General features: G+C 61.6%; 17 protein-coding genes. 10 read left to right on the plus strand and 7 right to left on the minus strand.

From position 1 onward, the window contains the following. Nucleotides 1-21: 21 nt before the first annotated feature. Nucleotides 22-660 (minus strand): TetR/AcrR family transcriptional regulator, encoded by a 639-nt coding sequence (locus JQ604_RS03275; protein WP_349631042.1) that lies wholly within the window; start codon nucleotides 658-660, stop codon nucleotides 22-24. A gap of 90 nt (nucleotides 661-750) precedes the next feature. Between JQ604_RS03275 and JQ604_RS03280 the strand changes: the two genes are divergently transcribed. The 5 genes from JQ604_RS03280 to JQ604_RS03300 all read left to right on the plus strand — a co-directional run bounded on the left by JQ604_RS03280 (nucleotide 751) and on the right by JQ604_RS03300 (nucleotide 7520). Further along, entirely contained in the window at nucleotides 751-2169 is a 1419-nt protein-coding gene (locus JQ604_RS03280; protein WP_212352938.1) for a coniferyl aldehyde dehydrogenase, read from the plus strand. A gap of 81 nt (nucleotides 2170-2250) precedes the next feature. Further along, entirely contained in the window at nucleotides 2251-3084 is an 834-nt protein-coding gene (locus JQ604_RS03285) for an SDR family NAD(P)-dependent oxidoreductase (protein ID WP_212352940.1), read from the plus strand. A gap of 89 nt (nucleotides 3085-3173) precedes the next feature. Beyond that, nucleotides 3174-4235 (plus strand): HlyD family secretion protein, encoded by a 1062-nt coding sequence (locus tag JQ604_RS03290; protein ID WP_212352942.1) that lies wholly within the window; start codon nucleotides 3174-3176, stop codon nucleotides 4233-4235. 68 nt (nucleotides 4236-4303) lie between these two features. Then, nucleotides 4304-6562 (plus strand): ABC transporter permease, encoded by a 2259-nt coding sequence (locus JQ604_RS03295; RefSeq protein ID WP_349631043.1) that lies wholly within the window; start codon nucleotides 4304-4306, stop codon nucleotides 6560-6562. Continuing rightward, nucleotides 6549-7520, plus strand: a complete 972-nt coding sequence (locus tag JQ604_RS03300; protein ID WP_212352944.1) for an HlyD family secretion protein — start codon at nucleotides 6549-6551, stop codon at nucleotides 7518-7520. Before JQ604_RS03295 ends, JQ604_RS03300 begins: the two co-directional genes overlap by 14 nt. Before the next feature lie 492 nt (nucleotides 7521-8012). Here JQ604_RS03300 and JQ604_RS03305 read toward each other — a convergent pair whose 3' ends face one another. Further along, a complete protein-coding gene (locus JQ604_RS03305) occupies nucleotides 8013-8909 on the minus strand; it encodes a LysR substrate-binding domain-containing protein (RefSeq protein WP_212352945.1) in 897 nt (298 codons plus the stop codon). Nucleotides 8910-9018: 109 nt separating this feature from the next. Between JQ604_RS03305 and JQ604_RS03310 the strand changes: the two genes are divergently transcribed. The 5 genes from JQ604_RS03310 (at nucleotide 9019) to JQ604_RS03330 (ending at nucleotide 14741) form a co-directional block, all read left to right on the plus strand. Next, a complete protein-coding gene (locus JQ604_RS03310) occupies nucleotides 9019-9768 on the plus strand; it encodes an SDR family NAD(P)-dependent oxidoreductase (protein ID WP_212352946.1) in 750 nt (249 codons plus the stop codon). Between the two features lie 21 nt (nucleotides 9769-9789). Then, entirely contained in the window at nucleotides 9790-10641 is an 852-nt protein-coding gene (locus tag JQ604_RS03315) for a transketolase (protein ID WP_212352947.1), read from the plus strand. Next, a complete protein-coding gene (locus JQ604_RS03320; RefSeq protein WP_212352948.1) occupies nucleotides 10638-11648 on the plus strand; it encodes a transketolase family protein in 1011 nt (336 codons plus the stop codon). Before JQ604_RS03315 ends, JQ604_RS03320 begins: the two co-directional genes overlap by 4 nt. A gap of 178 nt (nucleotides 11649-11826) precedes the next feature. Further along, nucleotides 11827-12852 (plus strand): TRAP transporter substrate-binding protein, encoded by a 1026-nt coding sequence (locus JQ604_RS03325; protein WP_212352949.1) that lies wholly within the window; start codon nucleotides 11827-11829, stop codon nucleotides 12850-12852. Continuing rightward, the gene (locus JQ604_RS03330) at nucleotides 12849-14741 is read left to right on the plus strand and encodes a TRAP transporter large permease (protein WP_212353862.1); all 1893 of its coding nucleotides are present in this window, start codon (nucleotides 12849-12851) and stop codon (nucleotides 14739-14741) included. Before JQ604_RS03325 ends, JQ604_RS03330 begins: the two co-directional genes overlap by 4 nt. Before the next feature lie 51 nt (nucleotides 14742-14792). Here JQ604_RS03330 and JQ604_RS03335 read toward each other — a convergent pair whose 3' ends face one another. The 5 genes from JQ604_RS03335 to JQ604_RS03355 form a co-directional block, all read right to left on the minus strand. Further along, entirely contained in the window at nucleotides 14793-16427 is a 1635-nt protein-coding gene (locus JQ604_RS03335) for a tannase/feruloyl esterase family alpha/beta hydrolase (RefSeq protein ID WP_212352950.1), read from the minus strand. 353 nt (nucleotides 16428-16780) lie between these two features. Continuing rightward, nucleotides 16781-17623, minus strand: coding sequence for an SMP-30/gluconolactonase/LRE family protein (locus JQ604_RS03340; RefSeq protein WP_349631053.1), 843 nt, complete (start codon nucleotides 17621-17623; stop codon nucleotides 16781-16783). A 79-nt stretch (nucleotides 17624-17702) separates the two neighbouring features. Further along, nucleotides 17703-18803 (minus strand): ABC transporter ATP-binding protein, encoded by a 1101-nt coding sequence (locus JQ604_RS03345; RefSeq protein WP_212352953.1) that lies wholly within the window; start codon nucleotides 18801-18803, stop codon nucleotides 17703-17705. Nucleotides 18804-18813: 10 nt separating this feature from the next. Then, complete coding sequence (locus JQ604_RS03350) at nucleotides 18814-19653, minus strand: carbohydrate ABC transporter permease (RefSeq protein ID WP_212352956.1); 840 nt, start codon at nucleotides 19651-19653, stop codon at nucleotides 18814-18816. Further along, nucleotides 19650-20597 carry a carbohydrate ABC transporter permease gene (locus tag JQ604_RS03355; RefSeq protein ID WP_212352959.1) on the minus strand — a complete coding sequence of 316 codons (948 nt, stop codon included), beginning with the start codon at nucleotides 20595-20597 and terminating at the stop codon, nucleotides 19650-19652. The genes JQ604_RS03350 and JQ604_RS03355 overlap by 4 nt, the downstream gene beginning before the upstream one ends. Between the last annotated feature and the right edge of the window lie 30 nt (nucleotides 20598-20627).

The following is a 20627-nucleotide window of genomic DNA, read 5'->3' on the forward strand; positions in this document are numbered from 1 at the left end:
AGCCGCCGTGGGCCTCGCGCTTCACCGGACATCGGGCATTCTCCCATTTTCGTCGCCATTTGCGATCCCCTCCATGATGGTCCGAAATGCAGCGTCCAGCGGCTCCAGCCCAACCTTTTCGGCCAGCAACAAGCCGTCGATCGATAACATCGTAATTCCGTGAAGAAGCGACCAGCACGCCGTTGCTTGATCGCGGACCGCCCGTCGACGGAATGCACCCTCTGACTGACCGCGCTGCAGGACATCCGTGACCGTATCGAGCACGCCGATTGCATTCTCACTGAGGTGAACGTCGCTCCGGTTGACGCCCTCCGCGCCGAACATCAGTCGATAAAGGGCGGGATTGTCGGTACCGAAATCGACATAGGCGCGCGCCATGGGCAACAGCGCCGCGCGCGGGTCCCCTCCAGCGTTTGACCTTGCCTTAATCAACGCGATGCGCAGCTGATCGAATCCGATCATTGCCAGTGCCGTCAGCAGCGCCGCCTTGTCAGGGAAGTGCTTGTACGGGGCCGCGTGGCTGACACCCGCACGCCGCGCGATCTCCCGCAATGTGAACTGCCAGTTCTGCTCTTCTCGCATCACCCCCAGGGCGGTCTCGATGAGGGTGCGGCGAAGGTCGCCATGATGATACCGACGTTCAGGCGCTGCCTCTGTCACGTTGATGTTTTCCCTGTAAACATATGTTGACACCGCCAACTTTGGGGATTAGATGAAGGCCATGTTTCTCGTGCCTACATTGGGATCACCATGAATACAACGCCAAAAATCGCCAATGCCGAACAGCTCAGGCTGTTGCTTGAAGCGCAGCGCTCCGCATTCTTGCGGGATGGTTCTCCTTCACTCGCCCAACGTCGTGCCGATCTCAGCAAGCTGAGACAGGCACTGATCGATCGTCGTGACGCCATCCAGGCGGCCCTCGATTTCGATTTTGGCCATCGTTCCCGGCATGAGACGGCGATCATGGAAATCTTGGGCGTTGTCGGCGGAATCGATTATCTACGCAGCAACCTGCGCCGGTTCATGCGGCCTGAGCGGCGACACATGCCCCTCCACATGCAATTCGGCAAGGCTTGGATCGAGTATCAGCCGCTCGGTGTGGTCGGCGTCATCTCGCCGTGGAACTACCCCGTCAACCTGTCGCTGATGCCGGTGGTCACCGCCATCGCCGCGGGTAACCGCGTCATGCTCAAACCATCGAAATTCACCCCTGCGACCAACGCCGTGCTCGCGTCGATGCTCAGCGAGCTGTTCGCCGAAGAACAAGTCGCCATTGTCAACGGCGACGGCTCCGCATTCTCCGCCCTGCCGTTCGATCACCTCGTCTTCACCGGAAGCCCCGCGGTGGGACGGGCGGTGATGAAGGCGGCGAGCGAGAACCTCGTCCCCGTCACCCTCGAACTCGGCGGCAAGTCTCCGACCATCGTCGCCAAGGGCAGTGTGCAGGACCGCACTGTGTCCGCCATCGTCTGGGGGAAGCTCCTTAGCGGCGGGCAGACCTGCATCGCTCCCGACTACGCCTTGGTGCAGGAATCCGAGGTCGACACCTTCATCGCAAGCTATGACAAACTGGTGAAGGCCGCTTACCCCGATGGCCCGACCAGCGAGGACTACACCTCGATTGTCAACGACCAGCAATATTCGACGCTGATCGACTTGATCGACGACGCGCGCGCCCACGGTGCACGGATCGTGGAGGTCGGACACCGGCCCGGCGACGCTGCCCGTCGTCTTCACACCCTTGCACCGACCATCGTGCTTGGCGTCACCGACGAGATGAAGATCGCGCACGAGGAGATCTTCGGTCCCATCCTGCCGATCTTCGGCTACGGCAATATCGAGGACGCCATCGACTACGTGAACGCACGGCCCCGACCACTCGCACTCTACTATTTCGGCGACGACGACGCTGACCGACGCAAGGTGCTCGACCGCACGACGTCGGGCAACGTCACGATCAACGACACCATCATGCATGTCGCGCAGGATGATCTGCCGTTCGGTGGCGTTGGCGTCAGCGGTATCGGCGCATATCACGGCATCGAAGGCTTCAAGCGTTTGAGCCACGCCAAGGGCATCTACGAGCAGCACCGATGGAATTTCGTGAAACTCCTCCGCCCGCCATTCGGGAAGCTGGCGGATCGCGTTCTGAGTGTCATGTTGCGGTGACACGCTCGAATATCTTCACTCGCCCTTGACCCCAAGGCGATCGGCCCTCGGGGTATGCCCAGACAATTGATAGGAAAACAAATGCAACATACGGCTGATTCGAAAACAAAAATCTCGGTTGCGAAAAACTTGGATGGCGTCTCCGGTAAACGCGCCCTGATCACTGGCGCATCAAGCGGCCTTGGCCTCGAATTTGCCGAACTGCTGGCGGCGCAGAAGGTCAATCTCGTGCTCGCAGCCCGGCGACGAGAGCCGATGGAAAAGCTCGCCGCCGAACTTCGCCGGAAGCATGGCGTCGATATCGTCATCGAACCAATCGATCTTGCCGCTCCCGGCGCTGCTGCCCGTTTGAAAAGCAGCCTGGACGAGAAGTCGATACAGATCGATATCCTGGTCAACAATGCCGGGTACGGGTTGCACGGCGCGTTTTTGGAAACGCCGATCGAGCGCACCACCGATATGATTCAGCTCAACATCACAGCGATCACCGAACTAAGCTATACCTTCGGGCGCGACATGGCAGCCAGGGGATCCGGCCAGATCCTTCTTATTGCGAGTCTCTTGGGACTGCAGCCCGTTCCCTCCTTTGCTGCCTACGCAGCCACAAAGTCCTATGTGTTGGCCTTTGGAGAAGCCCTGCATGACGAACTTCGTCCGAAAGGTGTGGTCGTCACCAGTCTTTGCCCAGGGCACACCGAAACGGGATTCGACGCAGCGGCCGGCGCTCCAGTCTCGCCAATGCTACGCCTTCTGACGATGAAGCCCCGTCCAGTCGCCGAAAGCGGTCTCCGAGCGCTTTCGCGGGGGAAAGCGTCCGTGGTCGCCGGGGTCTTGAACAAGCTCATTGCGTTCTCAAACCGCCTGACGCCGCGTGCGATGCAGCGGGCCACCATGAAAGCAATTCTGGATCCATAGACTTGGTAACGGTGGCCGCTCCACCGTCCGCCATCGCCAGCAGATCATCGCGACACCAGAGCAGAGCAGTTTCAAAAACCGAGCGCACCATGGACGAACCAGTTCCTGTTCGAGAAACTCAAACCCAGTACGAGACGCTGCCCAAAGAGCGGCAGCCAGCTTCTAAGTCCGCAGGGCGCGTTCCGGCCATCATCGTTGCGACCGTCGCTGCAGCCGTCATCACTCTCTCGATCTACTATCTGTTGCGACCGGTACCGCTGCTCGTGCAAGGTGAGGTCGATGCGACGCGGCTTGATATTGCTGCGCGCGTGGACGGGCGTGCCAAAGAAATAGCTGTGGAGCGCGGCCAGAATGTCCCTGCGGGGGCCGTACTGGTGCGCATCGACAATCCTGAAACGATAGCCAAACAAGCACAAATGACAGCCGCTAAGGTTGTCGCTGATACTCAGCTTGCCAACATTCTCGTCGGGACCCGGGTAGAAGTCCTTGCTGCCAAGAAAGCCGCGCTCGAGCGCGCGCAGGCGGCACAGGTGCTGGCGCAAAAGACGTTCGACCGCGTCCAGACTTTGACCGGGCAGGGCAATGCACCGCAGGCGCGCCTCGACCAGGCCACCGACAATCTGCATGAAAGCGAACGGGCCGTCGATCAAGCCAACTCGTCATACAATCAGGCGGTCAACGGCTACACCCGGGAGGAACGCGAGATTGCCAGGGCCAATGTCGAAAAGGCAAAGGCAGATATTCAGGCCGTGCAATCCATCGTCGACCAGATGACCGTGTACGCTCCCGTCGCATCACAAGTGTATCAGCGCAATGTGGAGCCGGGTGAATATGTGTCGCCAGGGGTGCCACTGCTCACTCTGATCGATTTGGCCGACGTTTGGATTCATTTTGATCTTCGCGAGGACCTCGTGAAAACCGTGAAGGTCGGTGATCGCTTCGATGTGCGAATTCCAGCCCTCGGTGACCGCCTCGTAACCGTCGAAGTCAAGCTGATCGCGACAAAGGGGGAATACGCGAGCTGGCGCGCCACCCGGGCCACGGGTGACTTCGATTTGCGGACATTTGCGATCCGGGCTTATCCAGTCACCTCGGTCCCGGAACTGCGGCCGGGCATGAGCGCCTATCTTGACTGGCGGTCGCGCCAATGACGGCCGCGCCGAGACCCGGATTCCTGCTAGTCGTAAGGCGTGAATGCCAATGGTTGCTCAGGGATCGTGTGGCGCTGATATTGATCCTCGGCGTGCCGCTGTTTGCGTTCATTGTCCTCACCACGGTCTTCAGTCATCCGGTGATCCGCGGGCTTGGAGTCTCGATCGTCGACGAGGATCGATCAGACGCGTCGCGAGCTCTGGTGGAGTACGTCGCGGCATCCCCGAGCCTGCACATCGTCGATCGCTCTGGTGATCTTTCGATGGCAGCGAGAGATATCCGGTCTGGGAACGCCATCGCCGCCATCTACATTCCGGCGAATTTCGAGCGCGACCTTAAGGCCGACCGCCGACCAAAAGTCGTCGGGTTCTACAACCAGCAGTTCCTGACCGCTGCGGGCACTGCAGCATCGGGCCTCAGCGATACGCTGTCTGCGGCTGTGGCTGCTGCCGCTCAAGGCAACCGGGCCGCGCCTGCGCCCGTCAGCGTCGGATCGTTGAGTGGCGAGACGATCGCGCTCGTCAATCCGCAAAAGAACTACGCGCAGTTCCTGCTCCGCGCCTTGCTGCCGACTATCATTCACGTGGTGATCACGCTCGCTGCGGGCTATTCGGTGGGCAGTGAGTTTCGTCGGCGAGATACGCGAGCCTGGCTTGAAAGCGCCGGGGGCAATCCGGTCATCGCGCTTGTCGGCAAGCTCGCGCCTTTGTTTGTGATCTTTCTCTTCATCATGCTGTCAGAGGTATTTGTTCTGGAAGGGATTTTGCAGATTCCCTTCAGGGGCGACCTGCCGATGACCGTTGCCGCCGGATCCTTGCTGACCGTCGGCTGCTTGGCCCTGGGAGCACTGCTGCAACTTCTGACGCTCGATCTTGCAACGGGGCTTGGTATCGCGGGTGTCATTGTCTCGCCCGCATTCGGTTACGCAGGAGTAGGCTTTCCGATCCTCGCAATGAACGCGTTCGCCCAGGTCTGGAGCGCGATCCTGCCGCTACGCTGGTACATGGCGGTCTTGTTGGGGCAGGCAGCGCGCGGGCTGCCCGTCCAGGACTCGGCACGTCCGCTTGCCATGCTCGGTGGACTGGCCGCGATTTATGTCGCGCTGGCATTGCTACGCATGAGCGCGCTGCAACGGCAGCAACGATTTGCGGCCGTCGTCCCTCCCGAGGCAGAGGAGATCGCGACTTCGCCTTGCGGGGTTGGCGGCGCCTTCGTGGCTGAATGGCGACGCGTGCTCGGCACCCGAGCCGCGTTCAGCCTGCTTTTCATTGCACCGCTGCTCTACGGCGCCTACTATCCGCAGCCCTATCTCAACCAGATCCTTCGAAAGCTTCCAATCGCGGTCGTGGACAACGACATGACCGAGCTGAGTAGGCGGATCGTCGAGACCCTGGATGCGAGCGGAGCATTGAGTGTTGCGCAGCGCGCGCGTACACTGGCCGAGGCGCGAGCTGCAATTGACAGCGGCAAAGCGTTGGCGGCCGTCGAAATCCCGCCGGGCACCGAGCGGGATGTGCTCAAGGGCATATCCGCTCATGTTCCGATCTATGCGGATGCGACCTACCTCTTCTTGTTCAGGTCGACCTCGAGTGGTGTCTCCACGGCCATCGGCGCATTGACCTCCGAGCTCGTCGCGCGGGGCGTGCGGTCCGACGGAAGCTTTGCGAAAGTCAAGTTGGCAAGTGTGAGCCCGGCCGACGTCCTGCTGCAGCCGGTCTTCAATCCGGTGGGGGGGTATGCGAGCTACATCGTTCCGGCCGCCTTTATCCTGATCTTGCAGCAGACGCTTCTGATCGGCGCGGCGATGCTGACGGGCGCCGCCTTGACGCAAGGCGGTAGTGCATTTGCGGGCGTGTTCGGCCGCGGCATTGCTCACGTGACGCTTTGCCTGCCTGCGGTCGCGCTCTATCTGATCGTGTTGCCGCGGTTCTACGGCTTTTCGACGCTGGGTGATCTGGGGCAGCTGTTCGCCTTGGCCTCGGTGTTCCTACTGGCTACGAGCTTTCTGGGACAGGCGGTCGGAGCCTGGTTCACGCGTCCGGAAAATGCGACCATCATTCTGCTCGCGACCAGCCTGCCCCAATTTTTTACCACCGGATTCGCATGGCCACGCGAAGCAATCCCAGCTGCAACCACAGCACTGGGGCGCGTTTTCCCGGCGGATTTCGCCATCGATGGGCTCGTCCGCAGCAACCAGCTGGGCGCCAGCGTCTGGGAGGTCTCTCGCGATTGGATGGGACTTTGGTGTCTGGTTCTCGTCTATTTCGTGTTGGCTGTCATCTCGGCGTTTGCCGTGAAACGGAGGCTGGTTCATGGGCAGGCCTGAGCGCATTGCGGCCGTTGCGGTCGGAGTCACCCTCGTTGCGGGCGTTCTGATCTGTTCCTCGCGAAGCTGGGGAGCGGAGGCTCCAATTGTCGGAGTCGTTCGCGCCACCGAGGTTCGCGTAGAGCCGGAGGTGACTGGTCAGCTCGCCTCCATTGCCGTTGCGACGGGCGCCCATGTGCACGCCGGCGATATCGTGGCCAGGCTTTCGGCGATCGAATTGATAGCGCAAGTCGAGCAGGCGCGCGCCGCATTCGCGGAAGCAGCGGCCTCCCGCAACAATACTTATGCCGGCGTACGCCGTGAGCAGATTGACTGGTTGCAGGACGAAATCAACAAGGCGAAAGCACGCCTGGAATATTCGGAAGTGCAGCTTACGAGGGCCGCCACGCTGGCGCGTCAAAGCTTCGAGACGCAGCAGGCGCTCGATCAATCCGAAAACGATGCGGCCGCTGCGCGCGCCGACGTTGAAGAGGCGCAGGCCAACTATGATGCTGCGGTCGCCGGCCCCACCAAGGAGGAGCGCGCCATTGCGGACGCGCACGTCAAGGCGGCAGCCGCAGCTCTTGCGGTGCTTGAACGACATCTGGACAAGACCATTCTGCGCGCGCCCGCCGACGGCACTGTGGGCGTCATCGCTGCCGAGGTCGGCGAGAACGTGCGTGCCGGTCAACCGATCCTCATGATCGAGGCGATCGGCAAGCAATGGCTATCGTTCAATGTGCGCGAAGATGACCTTCGCGGGTTAACCGTCGGCGAAAAGGTTCATTTCGCGCGTCACGGCGGCGCCCGACCCACCAAAGGCCTCGTTACCGAGTTGCGGCCGCTCGGCGCATTTGCAACCTGGCAGGCGGAGAGGGTCACTGGCGATCACGACCGCAATACTCTGCGCCTGCGGCTCGACCCGCAGGAGAATCCTTCAGGGCTCGAGCCTGGTATGACGGTCTGGATTGAGCGTTGACGAAGCTGGTACGTACCCGTTCGCCGCCGCCGAATACTCCGTCCAATCGTCCGGGCGCTACGATATGAGTTCAAAATAGGAATTGATCCGCAGGCCGATGGATTGCCCTAGCTGGACGAAATAAATTGCATTCAGCTGATGAATGCCTTCTTCCATCCGAATATGATCGAGCACTGCGTTGATGCGGCGAAGGCATTGAAGCAAACATGCGCGAACGAATTCGCTTCATTCTAAAAGCTCCTGGCAAGTCCGAGCAGGCAGCGTGCGGTATTCAGGCGTGACGCATGGGTTCTCCCGTGAGTAAATCCAGGTACGCTGCCGTCTTTGACAAGATAGAACCTTGGATGGCGGATCGGGCTGCAGCGCGGTGCTGCTACTCTTAGGCTTCCTACATTGAGGCTTGAGAGGCAGGCGCGATCGGGCCATTGGCTGGGAGAGAAGACCGTTGGTGCCCACGTGCTGAGATGAAACAGCTTGTACATAAACGAGCATTCATTGCGGGGAACGGACCACCTCGCCTCCGAGTTGCGCCACGACCCAATCTGCAAAAGCTCGCACCGCCGATCTCTGTCGGCTGGCGCGCGGATAGATCAAGCGGTGACCGACATAGCGGATATCGTTGGCGCATCCCGCCAATGGAGCCACCAATCGCCCGCTCGCCAGTTCGCGTTCGGCCAGAAGAGTTGATTCTAACGCCACGCCCAAACCTTCGGCAGCCGTCGCGATCGCAAGAAAGCTGCGATCGAATCTCATGCCGTGGAGCGCGGGGGCTTCCAATCCGTTGGCAGTGAACCATTGGTGCCACTGCACCTGCTTCACATCAGAGCGGATCAGTGTCTGATCGAGGAGATCGGCAGGCTTCCCGATCGACTTTGCGAGCGCAGGGGAGCAGAGTGGGGTGACCGTCTCCTCGGGGAGAGGGACAATTTCGACGCCTTCCGCGCGCGGCGGACCGTAGACGATATCGATATCGAAATCATCGTTGCTGAAGCGCGCATAATCCGTGCTTGCGGCGAGCCGAACTTCCAGCTTCGGATACTTTGCGAGAAACTGCGCGAGCCGCGGTGCCAGCCATTGCGCGGCAAAGCTCGGCGCGGAATGAACGCGTACTAATTGCGGTCCGCGCGCGGCAACTTCCTCCAGTCCGCGGCGGAGCTGATCGAACGCCGCTCCCGTGTGACGCATCAGATTCTCGCCCGCCGGCGTGAGCCGCACGGAGCGCGCGCTGCGCTCGAACAGAACGGTCCGAAGCGTGCCTTCGAGCTTTCGGATCGCATGACTGACCGCACTCGGCGTCAGGTGAAGCTCATTCGCAGCATCGCGAAACGATCCGGTGCGGGCAGCGGCTTCAAAAGCGCGAATTGCGGAAATGGGGATGTTCGACAACATACCATAAGTGAACCAGATTCATCGATCCGTGACAACTGTGCGCTTGTCCATTGGGCTTCCCCGGGTCATTCCTGATCCGGCCAAGAAAGAACAATTACGGGAGGAATCGATGCTGCTCACCGGTAAGACGGCCATCATTTCGGGCGCGGCCTCGCCGCGCGGGATCGGGCTTGCCACGGCCCGGCGGTTTGCCGCCGAGGGGGCCCGGGTCGCGATCCTGGACATCGACGCTGGCGCGGCAGCCGAAGCTGCAGCGTCGCTGGGAAAAGCCCACATCGGACTCCGCTGCGACGTCGCCGACAAATCGTCTTGCGAACAGGCGGTCGCTCGCGCGCTCGAAGCGTTCGCAAGCGTGGATATACTCATCAACAATGCCGGCATCACCCAACCGGTCAAGCTCCTCGACATTTCGGCGGCCGATTGGGATCGCATCCAGGACGTCAATCTGAAAGGGGTTCTATTCCTCTCCCAGGCCGTGATCCCCCATATGCGCGGACGGAAATCCGGGTCGATTGCCTGCATGTCGTCGGTCTCGGCCCAGCGGGGCGGTGGAATCTTTGGCGGCCCACACTATTCGGCTGCCAAAGCCGGCGTGCTGGGTCTAGCCAAGGCCATGGCCCGTGAATTCGGTCCGGACGGCATCCGCGTCAATTGCGTCACGCCCGGACTGATCGGCACCGATATCACCGCCGGCAAGCTGACCGACGAGATGAGGGCGAAAATCCTGGAAGGTATTCCGCTTAATCGTCTCGGCACGGCAGAAGACGTCGCAGGCATCTACACCTTCCTGGCCTCGGATCTATCTGCCTACGTCACTGGCGCGGTGATCGACGTCAATGGCGGCATGCTCATCCACTGAGGCGAGACAAGGTCTAGATCAATGGAAACCTCTACCAAGACGCTGACTAATGCGCCGACCCTCGCGGATCGGGCCTACAACGTTCGCCGCAATGCACTGCGCATGGGCGAAGTCCAGGGCCAGGGCTATATCGCGCAGGCGCTTGATATCTCCGACGTTCTCGCTGTGGCTTACTTTCACGCGATGCGCTACCGGCCTGACGATCCGTCATGGGAGGGGCGTGACCGCTTCCTGCTCTCCAACGGGCACTACGCGATCGCACTCTACGCGGCCTTGATCGAGGCGGGGATCGTTCCCGAAGAAGAACTTGAAACCTACGGAAGCGATGAGAGCCGCTTGCCAATGTCGGGCATGGCCTCTTACACGCCCGGAATGGAAATGTCGGGCGGCTCGCTCGGACTTGGGCTCAGCATTGCGGTCGGCATGGGCCTGGGACTGAAGCGCAAGAAATCCGACGCGCGGGTATACACCTTGTTCTCCGACGGGGAGCTCGATGAGGGCTCGGTTTGGGAAGCCATCCAGTCGGCGGGCCACTACAAGCTCGACAATCTGATCGGCATCGTCGACGTCAACAATCAACAGGCGGACGGTCCTTCAACGCAGGTGATGGCGTTCGAGCCGCTGGTCGATAAGCTTCAGGCTTTCGGCTGGTTCGTGCAGCGCGTCGATGGCAACGATCTCGGAGCAGTCGTTGCCGCGTTCGACGCCGCCAAGTCTCATCCCGAGCCAAAGCCCCGGATGATCGTCGCCGACACGCTGATGGGCAAGGGTGTTCCCTTCCTGGAGCAGCGCGAGAAGAACCATTTCATCCGCGTCGAGCAGCACGAATGGCAGCTTGCGCTGGCTGCGCTGGAATCCGGGAGGCAGGCATGAAGACCGTCAGATCAGCATCCCAGGCGGGCAAGCCGCGCCTGACCACCTCGGCCATGATCGCTTCGATCGCGTCTGAGGGGCAGAAGACGAAACCGGCACCGTTTGGGCACGCGCTCGTCGAACTCGCGCGCAGCCGCCCCGATGTGGTCGGCATGACGGCCGACCTCGGTAAGTACACCGATCTGCACATCTTCGCGAAGGAATTTCCGGACCGCTATTACCAGATGGGCATGGCCGAGCAGCTTTTGTTCGGCGCGGCCTCCGGTCTTGCCGCTGAAGGCTTCATGCCGTTCGCAACCACCTACGCGGTGTTCGCTTCGCGCCGCGCCTACGACTTCATCCACCAGACCATCGCGGAGGAAGACCGCAATGTGAAGATCGTCTGTGCATTGCCCGGCCTGACGTCGGGCTATGGTCCGAGCCATCAGGCCGCGGAGGATATCGCCCTGTTCCGCGCGATGCCCAACATGACGGTCATCGATCCCTGCGATGCCTATGAAATCGAGCAGCTGGTGCCCGCGATCGCGGCGCATCAGGGGCCGGTCTACATGCGCCTGCTGCGGGGTCAGGTGCCGGTCGTGCTGGACGAATACGACTACAAGTTCGAGCTCGGCAAGGCCAAGCTGATCCGTGACGGGAAGGACGTCCTGATCATCTCATCCGGCATCATGACCATGCGCGCGCTCGAGGCCGTGCAGGCCCTAACAAACGACCACATCGAGGCGGCAGTGCTCCACGTTCCGACCATCAAGCCGCTCGACGCCGAGACGATCCTGCGTGAAGCCGGCAAATCAGGCCGCCTGGTCGTCGTGGCCGAAAACCACACGACGATCGGCGGTCTGGGCGAGGCGGTCGCCGCACTCCTAATGCGTTCAGGGGTCCATCCGCCTTTCCGCCAGATTGCATTGCCGGACGAATTTCTTGACGCCGGCGCACTCCCGACGCTGCACGACCGCTACGGCATTTCCGCCGCCGAGGTCGCAAGGCAGATCAAGCAGTGGCTTTAGCGCACCGGCACTAAGCGCCAGTCAGGCCAAATCAGAGTGAATAGTTCCACCCGCTGCATGTTGCGGCGGGCGAGCGATGGCTGTTGCCCGAATGCGGGCGGTCGAAGAGCCGGACAGCTGAAACCAGCGCAGGCTCATGCAGCCGGCACAACGTCAAATACAGGATCAGGAGGAAAACATGACTGCCTCGAAGCCCGGAGACATCAGCCGCCGTTCGCTTTTGCTCGCCGCAAGCGCCGTGCCTCTCTGCGGGATTCTGACCCGTCCCGCGTCTGCCGCCGAGTTCGTCTACAAGTTCGCCACCGGCCAGGATCCGACCCATCCGGTGAATATCCGCGCGCAGGAGGCGATCGACCGAATCCGCGAAGCAACCAGCGGCCGGCTGGAGATCCGGCTGTTTCCGGCGAATCAGCTCGGTTCCGACACCGAGCTCCTGACCCAGGTTCGCAGCGGCGGCGTCGAGTTCTTCAATCAATCGTCCTCGATCCTTGCCACCCTGGTGCCCAGCGCCGGCATCGTGAACACGGGCTTCGCGTTTGCCGACTACGACAGCGTATGGAAGGCAATGGACGGTGACCTCGGCACCTATATCCGGGCCCAGATTGCCAAGACGCCGATCATGGCGGTGTCGAAGGCCTGGGACAATGGCTTTCGCCAGGTGACCTCGTCAGGCCGCGAGATCCGCACCCCGGATGATCTGAAGAATTTCCAGATCCGCGTCCCGCCCGCGCCGCTGCTCACCTCGCTCTTCAAGGCGCTCGGCGCCGGGCCGACGCCGATCAACTTCAACGAGGTTTACTCCGCGCTGCAGACCAAGGTCGTCGACGGCCAGGAGAATCCGTTGCCAATCATCGCGACCGCGCGGCTCTATGAGGTGCAGAGCACGTGCAGCCTGACGGGGCACGTCTGGGACGGCTACTGGATCCTCGGTAACAAGCGCGCCTTCGAGCGCCTGCCCAAGGACGTGCAGGAGATCGTGACGCGCGAGCTCGATCGCTCCGCGGTCGATCAGCGCGCCGACATCGCAAAGCTCAGCCAGTCGCTGCGCAACGATCTCTCGGCCAAGGGTCTCAAATTCATTGACGTCGATCGCGCCGCCTTCCGCCAGGCCCTGTCCAAAACCAGCTTCTACGCCGACTGGAAAGCCAAGTTTGGCGAGGAGGCATGGTCGCAGCTCGAAAAAGCGGCGGGCCGGCTATCATGACTAGCGTGAGCCATCCGCCCCACGTCGATGCTGGTGTCGCGGCCAGCGCCCCGCAGGCAGGCCGGCGCAGTTGGGTGAAAACCGCGAACACGGTGCTTGGTCATGTCGTGGCGGTCCCGGCAGCACTGCTCGTGCTGGCGGAGATCGCTGTGCTGTCTGCCGGCATCGTGGGGCGATACGTCTTCCGCTCGCCGATCATCTGGTCCGACGAGCTTGCCGGCATTCTCTTCCTCTGGCTCGCCATGTTCGGTTCCGTGATCGCGTTCCAGCGCGGCGAACACATGCGGATGACGGCCATCGTCGGCGTTCTCAGTGCGGAAGTTCGCGCGTTCCTGGATGTCGTCGCGGCCGCAGCATCGCTGGCATTTCTTGCGCTCGTTGTCTGGCCGGCCTATGAATTTGCCGCGGACGAGGCGTTCGTCACGACGCCGGCGCTCGAGATCGTCAACAGCTGGCGCGCGGCGGCGCTACCGATCGGCATCGGCTTGATGCTGATCGCAGCAGTTCTCCGGCTGATCCGCATCGCGAGCCTGCGCAACCTGCTGGTTTCGGTTGCGATCGTCGCAGGCATCCTCGCGACGTTCGTTCTGCTCGCTCCTGTCTTGAAGCCGCTCGGAAATCTGAATCTTCTGATCTTCTTCGTATTCGTTGTCGGCGCAATGGTCTTTGCGGCCGTCCCGATCGCCTTCGCATTCGGTCTCGCCACCGTCGGCTATCTCGCTCTCACAACTACCACGCCCGACGTGGTTATGGTCGGACGAATGGACGAGGGCATGAGCCACCTGATCCTGCTCGCCGTGCCCCTTTTCGTCTTTCTCGGACTTCTGATCGAGATGACGGGCATGGCGCGGGCCATGGTCAGCTTCCTGGCGAGCCTCTTGGGCCACGTACGTGGCGGCCTGCACTATGTGCTGGTGGGAGCGATGTATCTGGTCTCGGGCATCTCGGGCTCCAAGGCGGCGGATATGGCGGCGGTCGCTCCGGTGTTGTTTCCCGAGATGCGACAGCGGGGGGCCAAACCTGGCGATCTCGTCGCGCTCCTGGCCGCAACCGGCGCGCAGACCGAGACGATTCCGCCCTCGCTAGTCCTGATCACGATCGGCTCGGTCACCGGCGTGTCGATTTCGGCGCTCTTCACTGGTGGGTTGCTCCCGGGCGTGGTGCTCGCGGTCATGCTCGCGGCCGTGGTGTGGTGGCGATACCGCCGCGAGGACCTGTCTCACGTCAAACGGGCTACCGCCCGGCAAATCGGGCGGGCCTTTGTCATCGCGATACCTGCTATCGCACTGCCGTTCGTGATCCGCACGGCGGTGGTCGAGGGCGTTGCGACGGCAACGGAAGTATCGACGATCGGCATCCTGTACTCGGTTTGCGCAGGTCTGTTCATCTACCGTCAGTTCGATTGGCGTCGCATCTATCCGATGCTGGTCGAGACAGCCTCGCTGTCAGGGGCGATTCTGCTTATCATCGGCGCGGCGACAGGCATGGCCTGGGCGCTGACCCAGTCGGGATTTTCTGCCTCTCTGGCCAAATTCATGACCAGCCTTCCCGGCGGGGTCCCTATCTTCCTGGCGGTCACAATCGTGACCTTCGTGATCCTGGGCAGCGTGCTGGAGGGGATTCCGGCCATCGTCCTGTTCGGCCCGCTGCTGTTCCCGATCGCGCGGCAGGTCGGGGTGCACGATGTCCACTACGCAATGGTGGTCGTCCTCGCCATGGGCATCGGACTGTTCGCGCCGCCATTCGGGGTCGGTTACTACGCGGCCTGTGCCATCAGCCGCATCAACCCGGATGAGGGTATGAAACCGATCGTGGGCTATATGATCGCGCTCCTGATCGGCACGCTGATCGTTGCCGCCGTGCCCTGGCTCTCGATCGGCTTCCTTTGATGTATTGGCGAGAAGCCTTAGGAGGTTCTGCCGCGTCGGCCCTGCCGCTTCTCACGGTGCGGCTTCTCTGCAGTCGTAACTCTCTGCCGCGCTCCTATTGCCCCCGACATAGTGTGGATAGTTGGGGTAACGGCACATCGGACGGGACGCCTTCAGAGCAAAGGGCGGCGTGGCTTCCTTCACCGTCTGGATCAGCGCGTCGGCCGGCGCGATGCCGTCGGCGGCCCAATGGTCGAGTGGGTCGAGCAAGTCGACCGTGGTTGGGATCGCGGTGCCGTCCGGTACGGTTGCACCATGGCCGGTGTGGGTCGAGCCAGGCGAAAGATAGAGGCGCGCCGAGGCGTCGACAGTGGCCTGACCGAGCTTGGCCACGACCGACTTGAAATAATCGATACCGGCGAGCGGGCTCTGCGCAAGGTCGGCCAGATTCTCGCGCATGATCAGCTTGCCGCCATGGGCGAAGAACGCCGACAAATCAGGATTCGTGGAATCGAGCAGCTTCGAGACCTCCTCGACGCGGGCACGAAACTTTTCGGGACGATAGCTTCGCACGTCGAACTTGTTATCTCGCGCAATTATGAAACGCACGGCATTCGCGCTGTAGATCCACTGTTGCGAGGCCGTAGCGACATCAACGGGGTCGGTCGGCGGCGCCGCACCGACAACCCACCGCTCCATGGTCGATCTTTCGGGGTCAGGTGTAGTCTCGTTGCCATAAAGCCACTGCGGATAAGCAGTGATGCCGTTCGCCATCGGAAACGGGAAGGGATGCGGCGCATGCACCGCCTCGATGGAAGCAATCTGCTGGTCCGACAGGCAGGTGTCACCCGTATCTGTTCCGCCGGAGCAGCGCAATGCGGCCAGATTCACCTTGGGTTGGCAGGCGAATGAGTTGCTGACGATGCCGTCGCGCAGGCCATCGAGTTCGTCGCAAGCCTCCATCACGAACTTCGCCAGCGTCTTGGTCTTCGCCGGATTGAGCCAGCCGCCCTCGAACTGCGGCAGGACGTTCGGGATGTAGGACTGGAACAGCATGGACAACTGCACTACCGGCACGACGCTGACGACGCCGTCATAATCGACCGGAAAGCGCTGGGCCATGGTGAGTCCTTCGCGGCCACCTTCCGAACCACCGAAGTAGTAGATCCTCGTCGGCCGCTTGCGATAGAGCAGTTCGCTCAGCACTACGGCGACGTCGCGCACCTTCTTGTATGATGCATAAGCATAGTTGGTTAGCATCTCGTCGTTGAGAGCGAACTTACCGATCGAGTCGCGAGGAAAGCTCGAAGCTTGATGGCCGGAATCGGTGCCGACCGTCGCATAGCCACGCGCAAGCGGTAGGAGATCGTCGGGCGCTGCATCGCGGAGGGGCGCCAGGCCGGTGATCAAGCTTCCATTGTAGCCGCCGCCGCCATATTGCAATAGCTTGCCGTTCCAGGCGGCCGGCAGATTGAGCTCGAAATTGATCAGCTGCGCCGTCGGATCAACCGGGGCGATGGTGCCGAGTACCTTGCAAAAGTCGGGCGACTTCGCCTGCGCTGCTGCCGGCACGAAGCTTACAGAGGCGACGCTGGCGTTCCCGCTGGGAAGACCGATCAATGTGGCTGGAATGGTGCGATCGGCGAGTCCTATGCAGCCGTCCTGAAATGCCTCGCCGGCCACCGAAGGTTCGCCGGTCAGCAGCACAAGGAGCGGGCCAAGCGCCAGCCTGAAAGCAGCGGCCGATCGGAGCCGCCTTGCGCGAGCAGGGTGGCCGTTGCTTCTGCATATCATGAGTTCACTTCCTAGCGGTTTTTCTGTTTCGTGAAGCCGGACGCACTCGAAAATCTCCCGCGAAGATGCCAACCTGTCAAATGTCTGAGATGGGCTCAAAATGGTGTTTTTGTCGGACCGCTCAAAGCGTGGCGGTAATGGCGAATTGAATTCTTGAGGCCGCTGCGTCGAGCAGTACTCTGTGGATTGCGCCTAATGCCGTCGATCCACCACACGACTTGGCGTACAAAGCCGTTCGGAGGCACTTGCGCTGCGGGAGCCCTCCCTTAGGCGAACCTTGGCAAATGCAATGGCAGCCCATCGCAAGACATGTCGATCTCCTCGACCTGGCCCTTGCCGACCTCAGTGACGCGTAGCTTCCTGCCTTCGAGCGCAAAGGCACAGTTCGTAGGCTGCGGTCCGTCCAGGATCAGGCGATCGACAACCTCACCCCGCCGGTTTAGCACCGTAACGTTCTTCTGGTTGTAGACCGTGCAATAGAGCCGGCAGTCGGTTCCGAAGGCCATCCCGTCCGGCCCTTTGAAGTCCGGATTGGAATCCGGCTGCAGCACGTTGCCGAAGACGACGCGTTTCGGCACTGTCTCGCCAAGCACGTCATATCGGTAGATCTCGCCGGTAAACGATGCGTTGGCGTAGAGGTGGTTGTCAGGACCGAAGGCAATGCCGTTGGTGAAGCGTATTTTGCGATCGAGCACCCGGAGCACCTTCATGGCTGCCGGATCGATCTCGTACACACGGCCGTCCCAGTCGAGATCCATATAACCATGGACGAAGGCCTGACCGTTGATGAAATCCTCGGCGGCCATTCCGGAGTCGGTCATGTAGAGCAGTCCGTTCGGACCAAAGCAGAGGTCGTTCGGAAACAGAAAGCGATCCGCGCCTTCGCCCTGCATGCGCCGGATCTCGTTGCCGCTTTCGTCAATGCAAATCAGCGCCCGGAGGCCCGCTTCCGCGATCCAGATGCGGCCGTGGCCGTCGGTCGTCAGTCCATTCGGACGGCCACCCGTGGTTCGGATGAGGCGGCGATTGCCGCGAGGATCGAGCCGCGTGACGCAAAGGGTCGACGCGGACATCTCCGTGACATACATCGAGCCGTCGGGCAAGCACACCGGACCCTCCGGCGCGCCAATTCCGGTTGCAAACAGTCTCGACGCCATTCATCCCTCCTGTTCTCGAATCTTGCTCTCGTTATGCGATGACCAGGCCGCTGGCCGGATCAATCAACACCACGCGATTGAGGTCGATGGCGAGATCGATCCGCTCGCCATGGCTGCTGACGTCGTGCGCCTGCAGCTCGGCAACGGCATCGACGCCGCCGATCCTGATGGTGGTGAAGGTGCGTGTCCCCGTTGGCTGAATGAGATCGGCAGTGGCCGAATAGGAGACCACGCCATCGCGCAACGGCCCGCCGGCCCGACTGAAGTGCTGGGGCCGAATGCCGACGAGAATGTCTCGCCCATCCATACTGGCCAGAGGCCTCGCCTTCGCGCTCGGAAGCGTCAGTTCACCGCCGGACTGAAACACCACGGCTGCCTCGGGACCGTTTGTCTTGAGGGTTGCCGGGATGAGGTTGATCGAGGGAGAGCCGAGAAAGCCGGCGACGAACCCTGTGCGCGGCTGCTCGAAGAGCTCGAGCGGAGCGCCCTGCTGCTCGATTTTTCCGTCACGCAGCAGCACGATGCGGTCGGCCAGCGTCATCGCCTCGACCTGGTCATGGGTAACGTAGATCATGGTCGTCGTGATCTCGTGATGCAGGCGTTTGATCTCGGTGCGCATCTCGTCGCGCAACTGAGCGTCGAGATTCGAGAGCGGTTCGTCGAACAGGAACAGGTCGGCCTTGCGGACGATGGCGCGGCCGATGGCGACGCGCTGACGCTGTCCACCGGAGAGCTGCCGCGGATAGCGCTGCAGAAAATTGCCGATGCCGAGCATCTCGGCGGCTTCACTAACCCGCTTCCTGATCTCGATCTCGGGAGTCTTGCGGGCGCGCAGACCGAAGGCGATGTTCTCGCTGACGGTCAGATAGGGGTAGAGCGCATAGTTCTGAAACACCATCGCGATATTGCGCTCGCGCGGGCGCAGATCGTTGACCACCGCGCCTCCGATGGTGATCGCCCCACCATCCGGATCCTCGAGGCCGGCGATGGTTCGCAAGAGAGTGCTCTTGCCGCAGCCGGACGGCCCCACCAGCACAGCGAATTCGCCATCGGCGATGGTGAGATCAATCCCCCGGACCGCATGCACGTTGCCGTAATATTTGTGTACTCCGGACAGCTTGACGTCAGCCACTCCGCTCTCCCTAACCCTTGACTGCGCCCAGCGAGACGCCGCGCACGAGATAGCGCTGCATCACCGAGACTGCGACGAAGATCGGCAACGTCCCCAGGACCGACATCGCCGCGATCTTTGCCCAGAAATTCGATTGGCCGCCGAAATAGTGCGTCAGCATGACCGGAAAGGTGATGACCTCGGTGCGCGTGAGCACGAGCGCGAACAGAAAGTCGTTCCAGGCGAACACGAAGGTGAAGACCGACGTCGCCATCAGGCCGGGGCGAACCATCGGGAAAACGACCTTCCAGATCACCTCCCATCGATTGAGGCCATCAACCAGCGCGCTCTCCTCGAGCTCCAGCGGAACGTCGACGATGTAGCCGCGCATCATCCAGATCACGTAGGGGAGATTGAATGCGGTGTAGAGGAGGATCAGCCCGAAATAGCCGTCGACGAGGCCGAAATACACGTAGATCAGGAAGATCGGGAAGACGACAGCGATCGGCGGGATCATGCGCTGGGAGATGATCCACATCGCGAGGTTCTCGCCGCCGGTGCCGAACCTGGCGAGGCTGTAGGCGCAGAGCGTCCCGAGAACGATTGCGACGCCGGAGCTGACGCCGGCGACAATCACGCTGTTCAGGATCGCCAGGACGTCGCCATCCCTGAACAGGACATAATAGTTCGAGAATTGGATCTGCCCGGGAATCCACAACGGCGGAACGTGATAGATCTCGTCCGGTGTCTTGAACGAAATCATGAACAACCAATAGACCGGAAACAGGAACAGCAGAGTCACGATGCCGGCGCCGAGATAGCGGACGGCAAGAATGCGGGCTTTTCTGGCCGGAAGCCTGCCGATCCTCATCGCGCGAGCTCCATGCGCTTAAGGACCAGGGTCGTGATCAGCGTCAGCAGCGCAATCACCAGGAAAGAAATCGCGGCCGTGTAGCTGGTCTCGAATTGCGAGAAGCCCTGCACATAGGTGTAGAGCGAGATGGTCTCGGTCATCGAGCCCGGCCCGCCTTCGGTGAGGGCCCAGATAATGTCGAAGATGCGGACGAGATCGAGGCCGCGGATCAGGCAGGCGACGGCGATCACCGGCGCGATCGCCGGCAGAACGATCGCGCGAAGCACGCGCAGGTACGACGCCCCATCGATCTCCGCGGCCTCGAGCTGCGACTGGTCCACATTCGACAGCGCGGCGAGCAGCAGCAGGAACATAAACGGCGACCACTGCCAGACCTCGCAGATGATGATCGCCGGATAGACGTAGGAGGGATTGACGGTCCAAAGGATCCGCACCGGCTCACCGGCGAAGAAACTCAGAATCTGGCCAATCGGGCCGAAGCGGACGTCGAACATCAGACGCCAGGTCGCGCCCGCGACGATCGGCGAGATCACCGTCGGGAGCACCAGCAGCGCGACGAAGATCTGCCGACCTGGCATGCGATCGATGAAGAGCTGCGCCATTAGGAAGCCGACCAGCAGCTCCAAGGGGAGGGCGATCGCGGTGATGATGGTGGTGTGACCGAGCGAAGCCCAGAGGCGGGTATCCCTGAACAGCTCCGCATAGTTCAAGAGGCCAACGAAGGAGGTGTCGTTCTCGGTCATCGTGATGCGCTGGAAGCTCACGATCAGCGAGTAGATCAGAGGAAACAGGCCGACCAGGAGAAGGATCAGAATAGCCGGGGCGACGATGAGATAAGGCAGGCGATCCTCGAGCATGCGCCCGAAGCGGCTGGGGCGGCGTTGCTCGGCAGCTTTGAAACTTGCGGAAAGCGTCATCATCAGTCCGGGAAGCAGCTGCACGGGAGGGCGATGCCTCCCGCGCGGCGTCCA

Source organism: Bradyrhizobium jicamae, assembly GCF_018130695.1.
Lineage (GTDB): Bacteria > Pseudomonadota > Alphaproteobacteria > Rhizobiales > Xanthobacteraceae > Bradyrhizobium > Bradyrhizobium jicamae_B.

Excerpts from the sequence above, each read along its gene's own strand:
- JQ604_RS03320 (WP_212352948.1), top strand. The coding sequence starts at position 10,638 with ATGAAGACCGTCAGATCAGCATCCCAGGCGGGCAAGCCGCGCCTGACC.
- JQ604_RS03300 (WP_212352944.1), top strand. The coding sequence starts at position 6,549 with ATGGGCAGGCCTGAGCGCATTGCGGCCGTTGCGGTCGGAGTCACCCTC.
- JQ604_RS03280 (WP_212352938.1), top strand. The coding sequence starts at position 751 with ATGAATACAACGCCAAAAATCGCCAATGCCGAACAGCTCAGGCTGTTG.
- JQ604_RS03310 (WP_212352946.1), top strand. The coding sequence starts at position 9,019 with ATGCTGCTCACCGGTAAGACGGCCATCATTTCGGGCGCGGCCTCGCCG.
- JQ604_RS03290 (WP_212352942.1), top strand. The coding sequence starts at position 3,174 with ATGGACGAACCAGTTCCTGTTCGAGAAACTCAAACCCAGTACGAGACG.
- JQ604_RS03285 (WP_212352940.1), top strand. The coding sequence starts at position 2,251 with ATGCAACATACGGCTGATTCGAAAACAAAAATCTCGGTTGCGAAAAAC.
- JQ604_RS03315 (WP_212352947.1), top strand. The coding sequence starts at position 9,790 with ATGGAAACCTCTACCAAGACGCTGACTAATGCGCCGACCCTCGCGGAT.
- JQ604_RS03325 (WP_212352949.1), top strand. The coding sequence starts at position 11,827 with ATGACTGCCTCGAAGCCCGGAGACATCAGCCGCCGTTCGCTTTTGCTC.
- JQ604_RS03305 (WP_212352945.1), bottom strand. The coding sequence starts at position 8,909 with ATGTTGTCGAACATCCCCATTTCCGCAATTCGCGCTTTTGAAGCCGCT.
- JQ604_RS03330 (WP_212353862.1), top strand. The coding sequence starts at position 12,849 with ATGACTAGCGTGAGCCATCCGCCCCACGTCGATGCTGGTGTCGCGGCC.
- JQ604_RS03350 (WP_212352956.1), bottom strand. The coding sequence starts at position 19,653 with ATGAGGATCGGCAGGCTTCCGGCCAGAAAAGCCCGCATTCTTGCCGTC.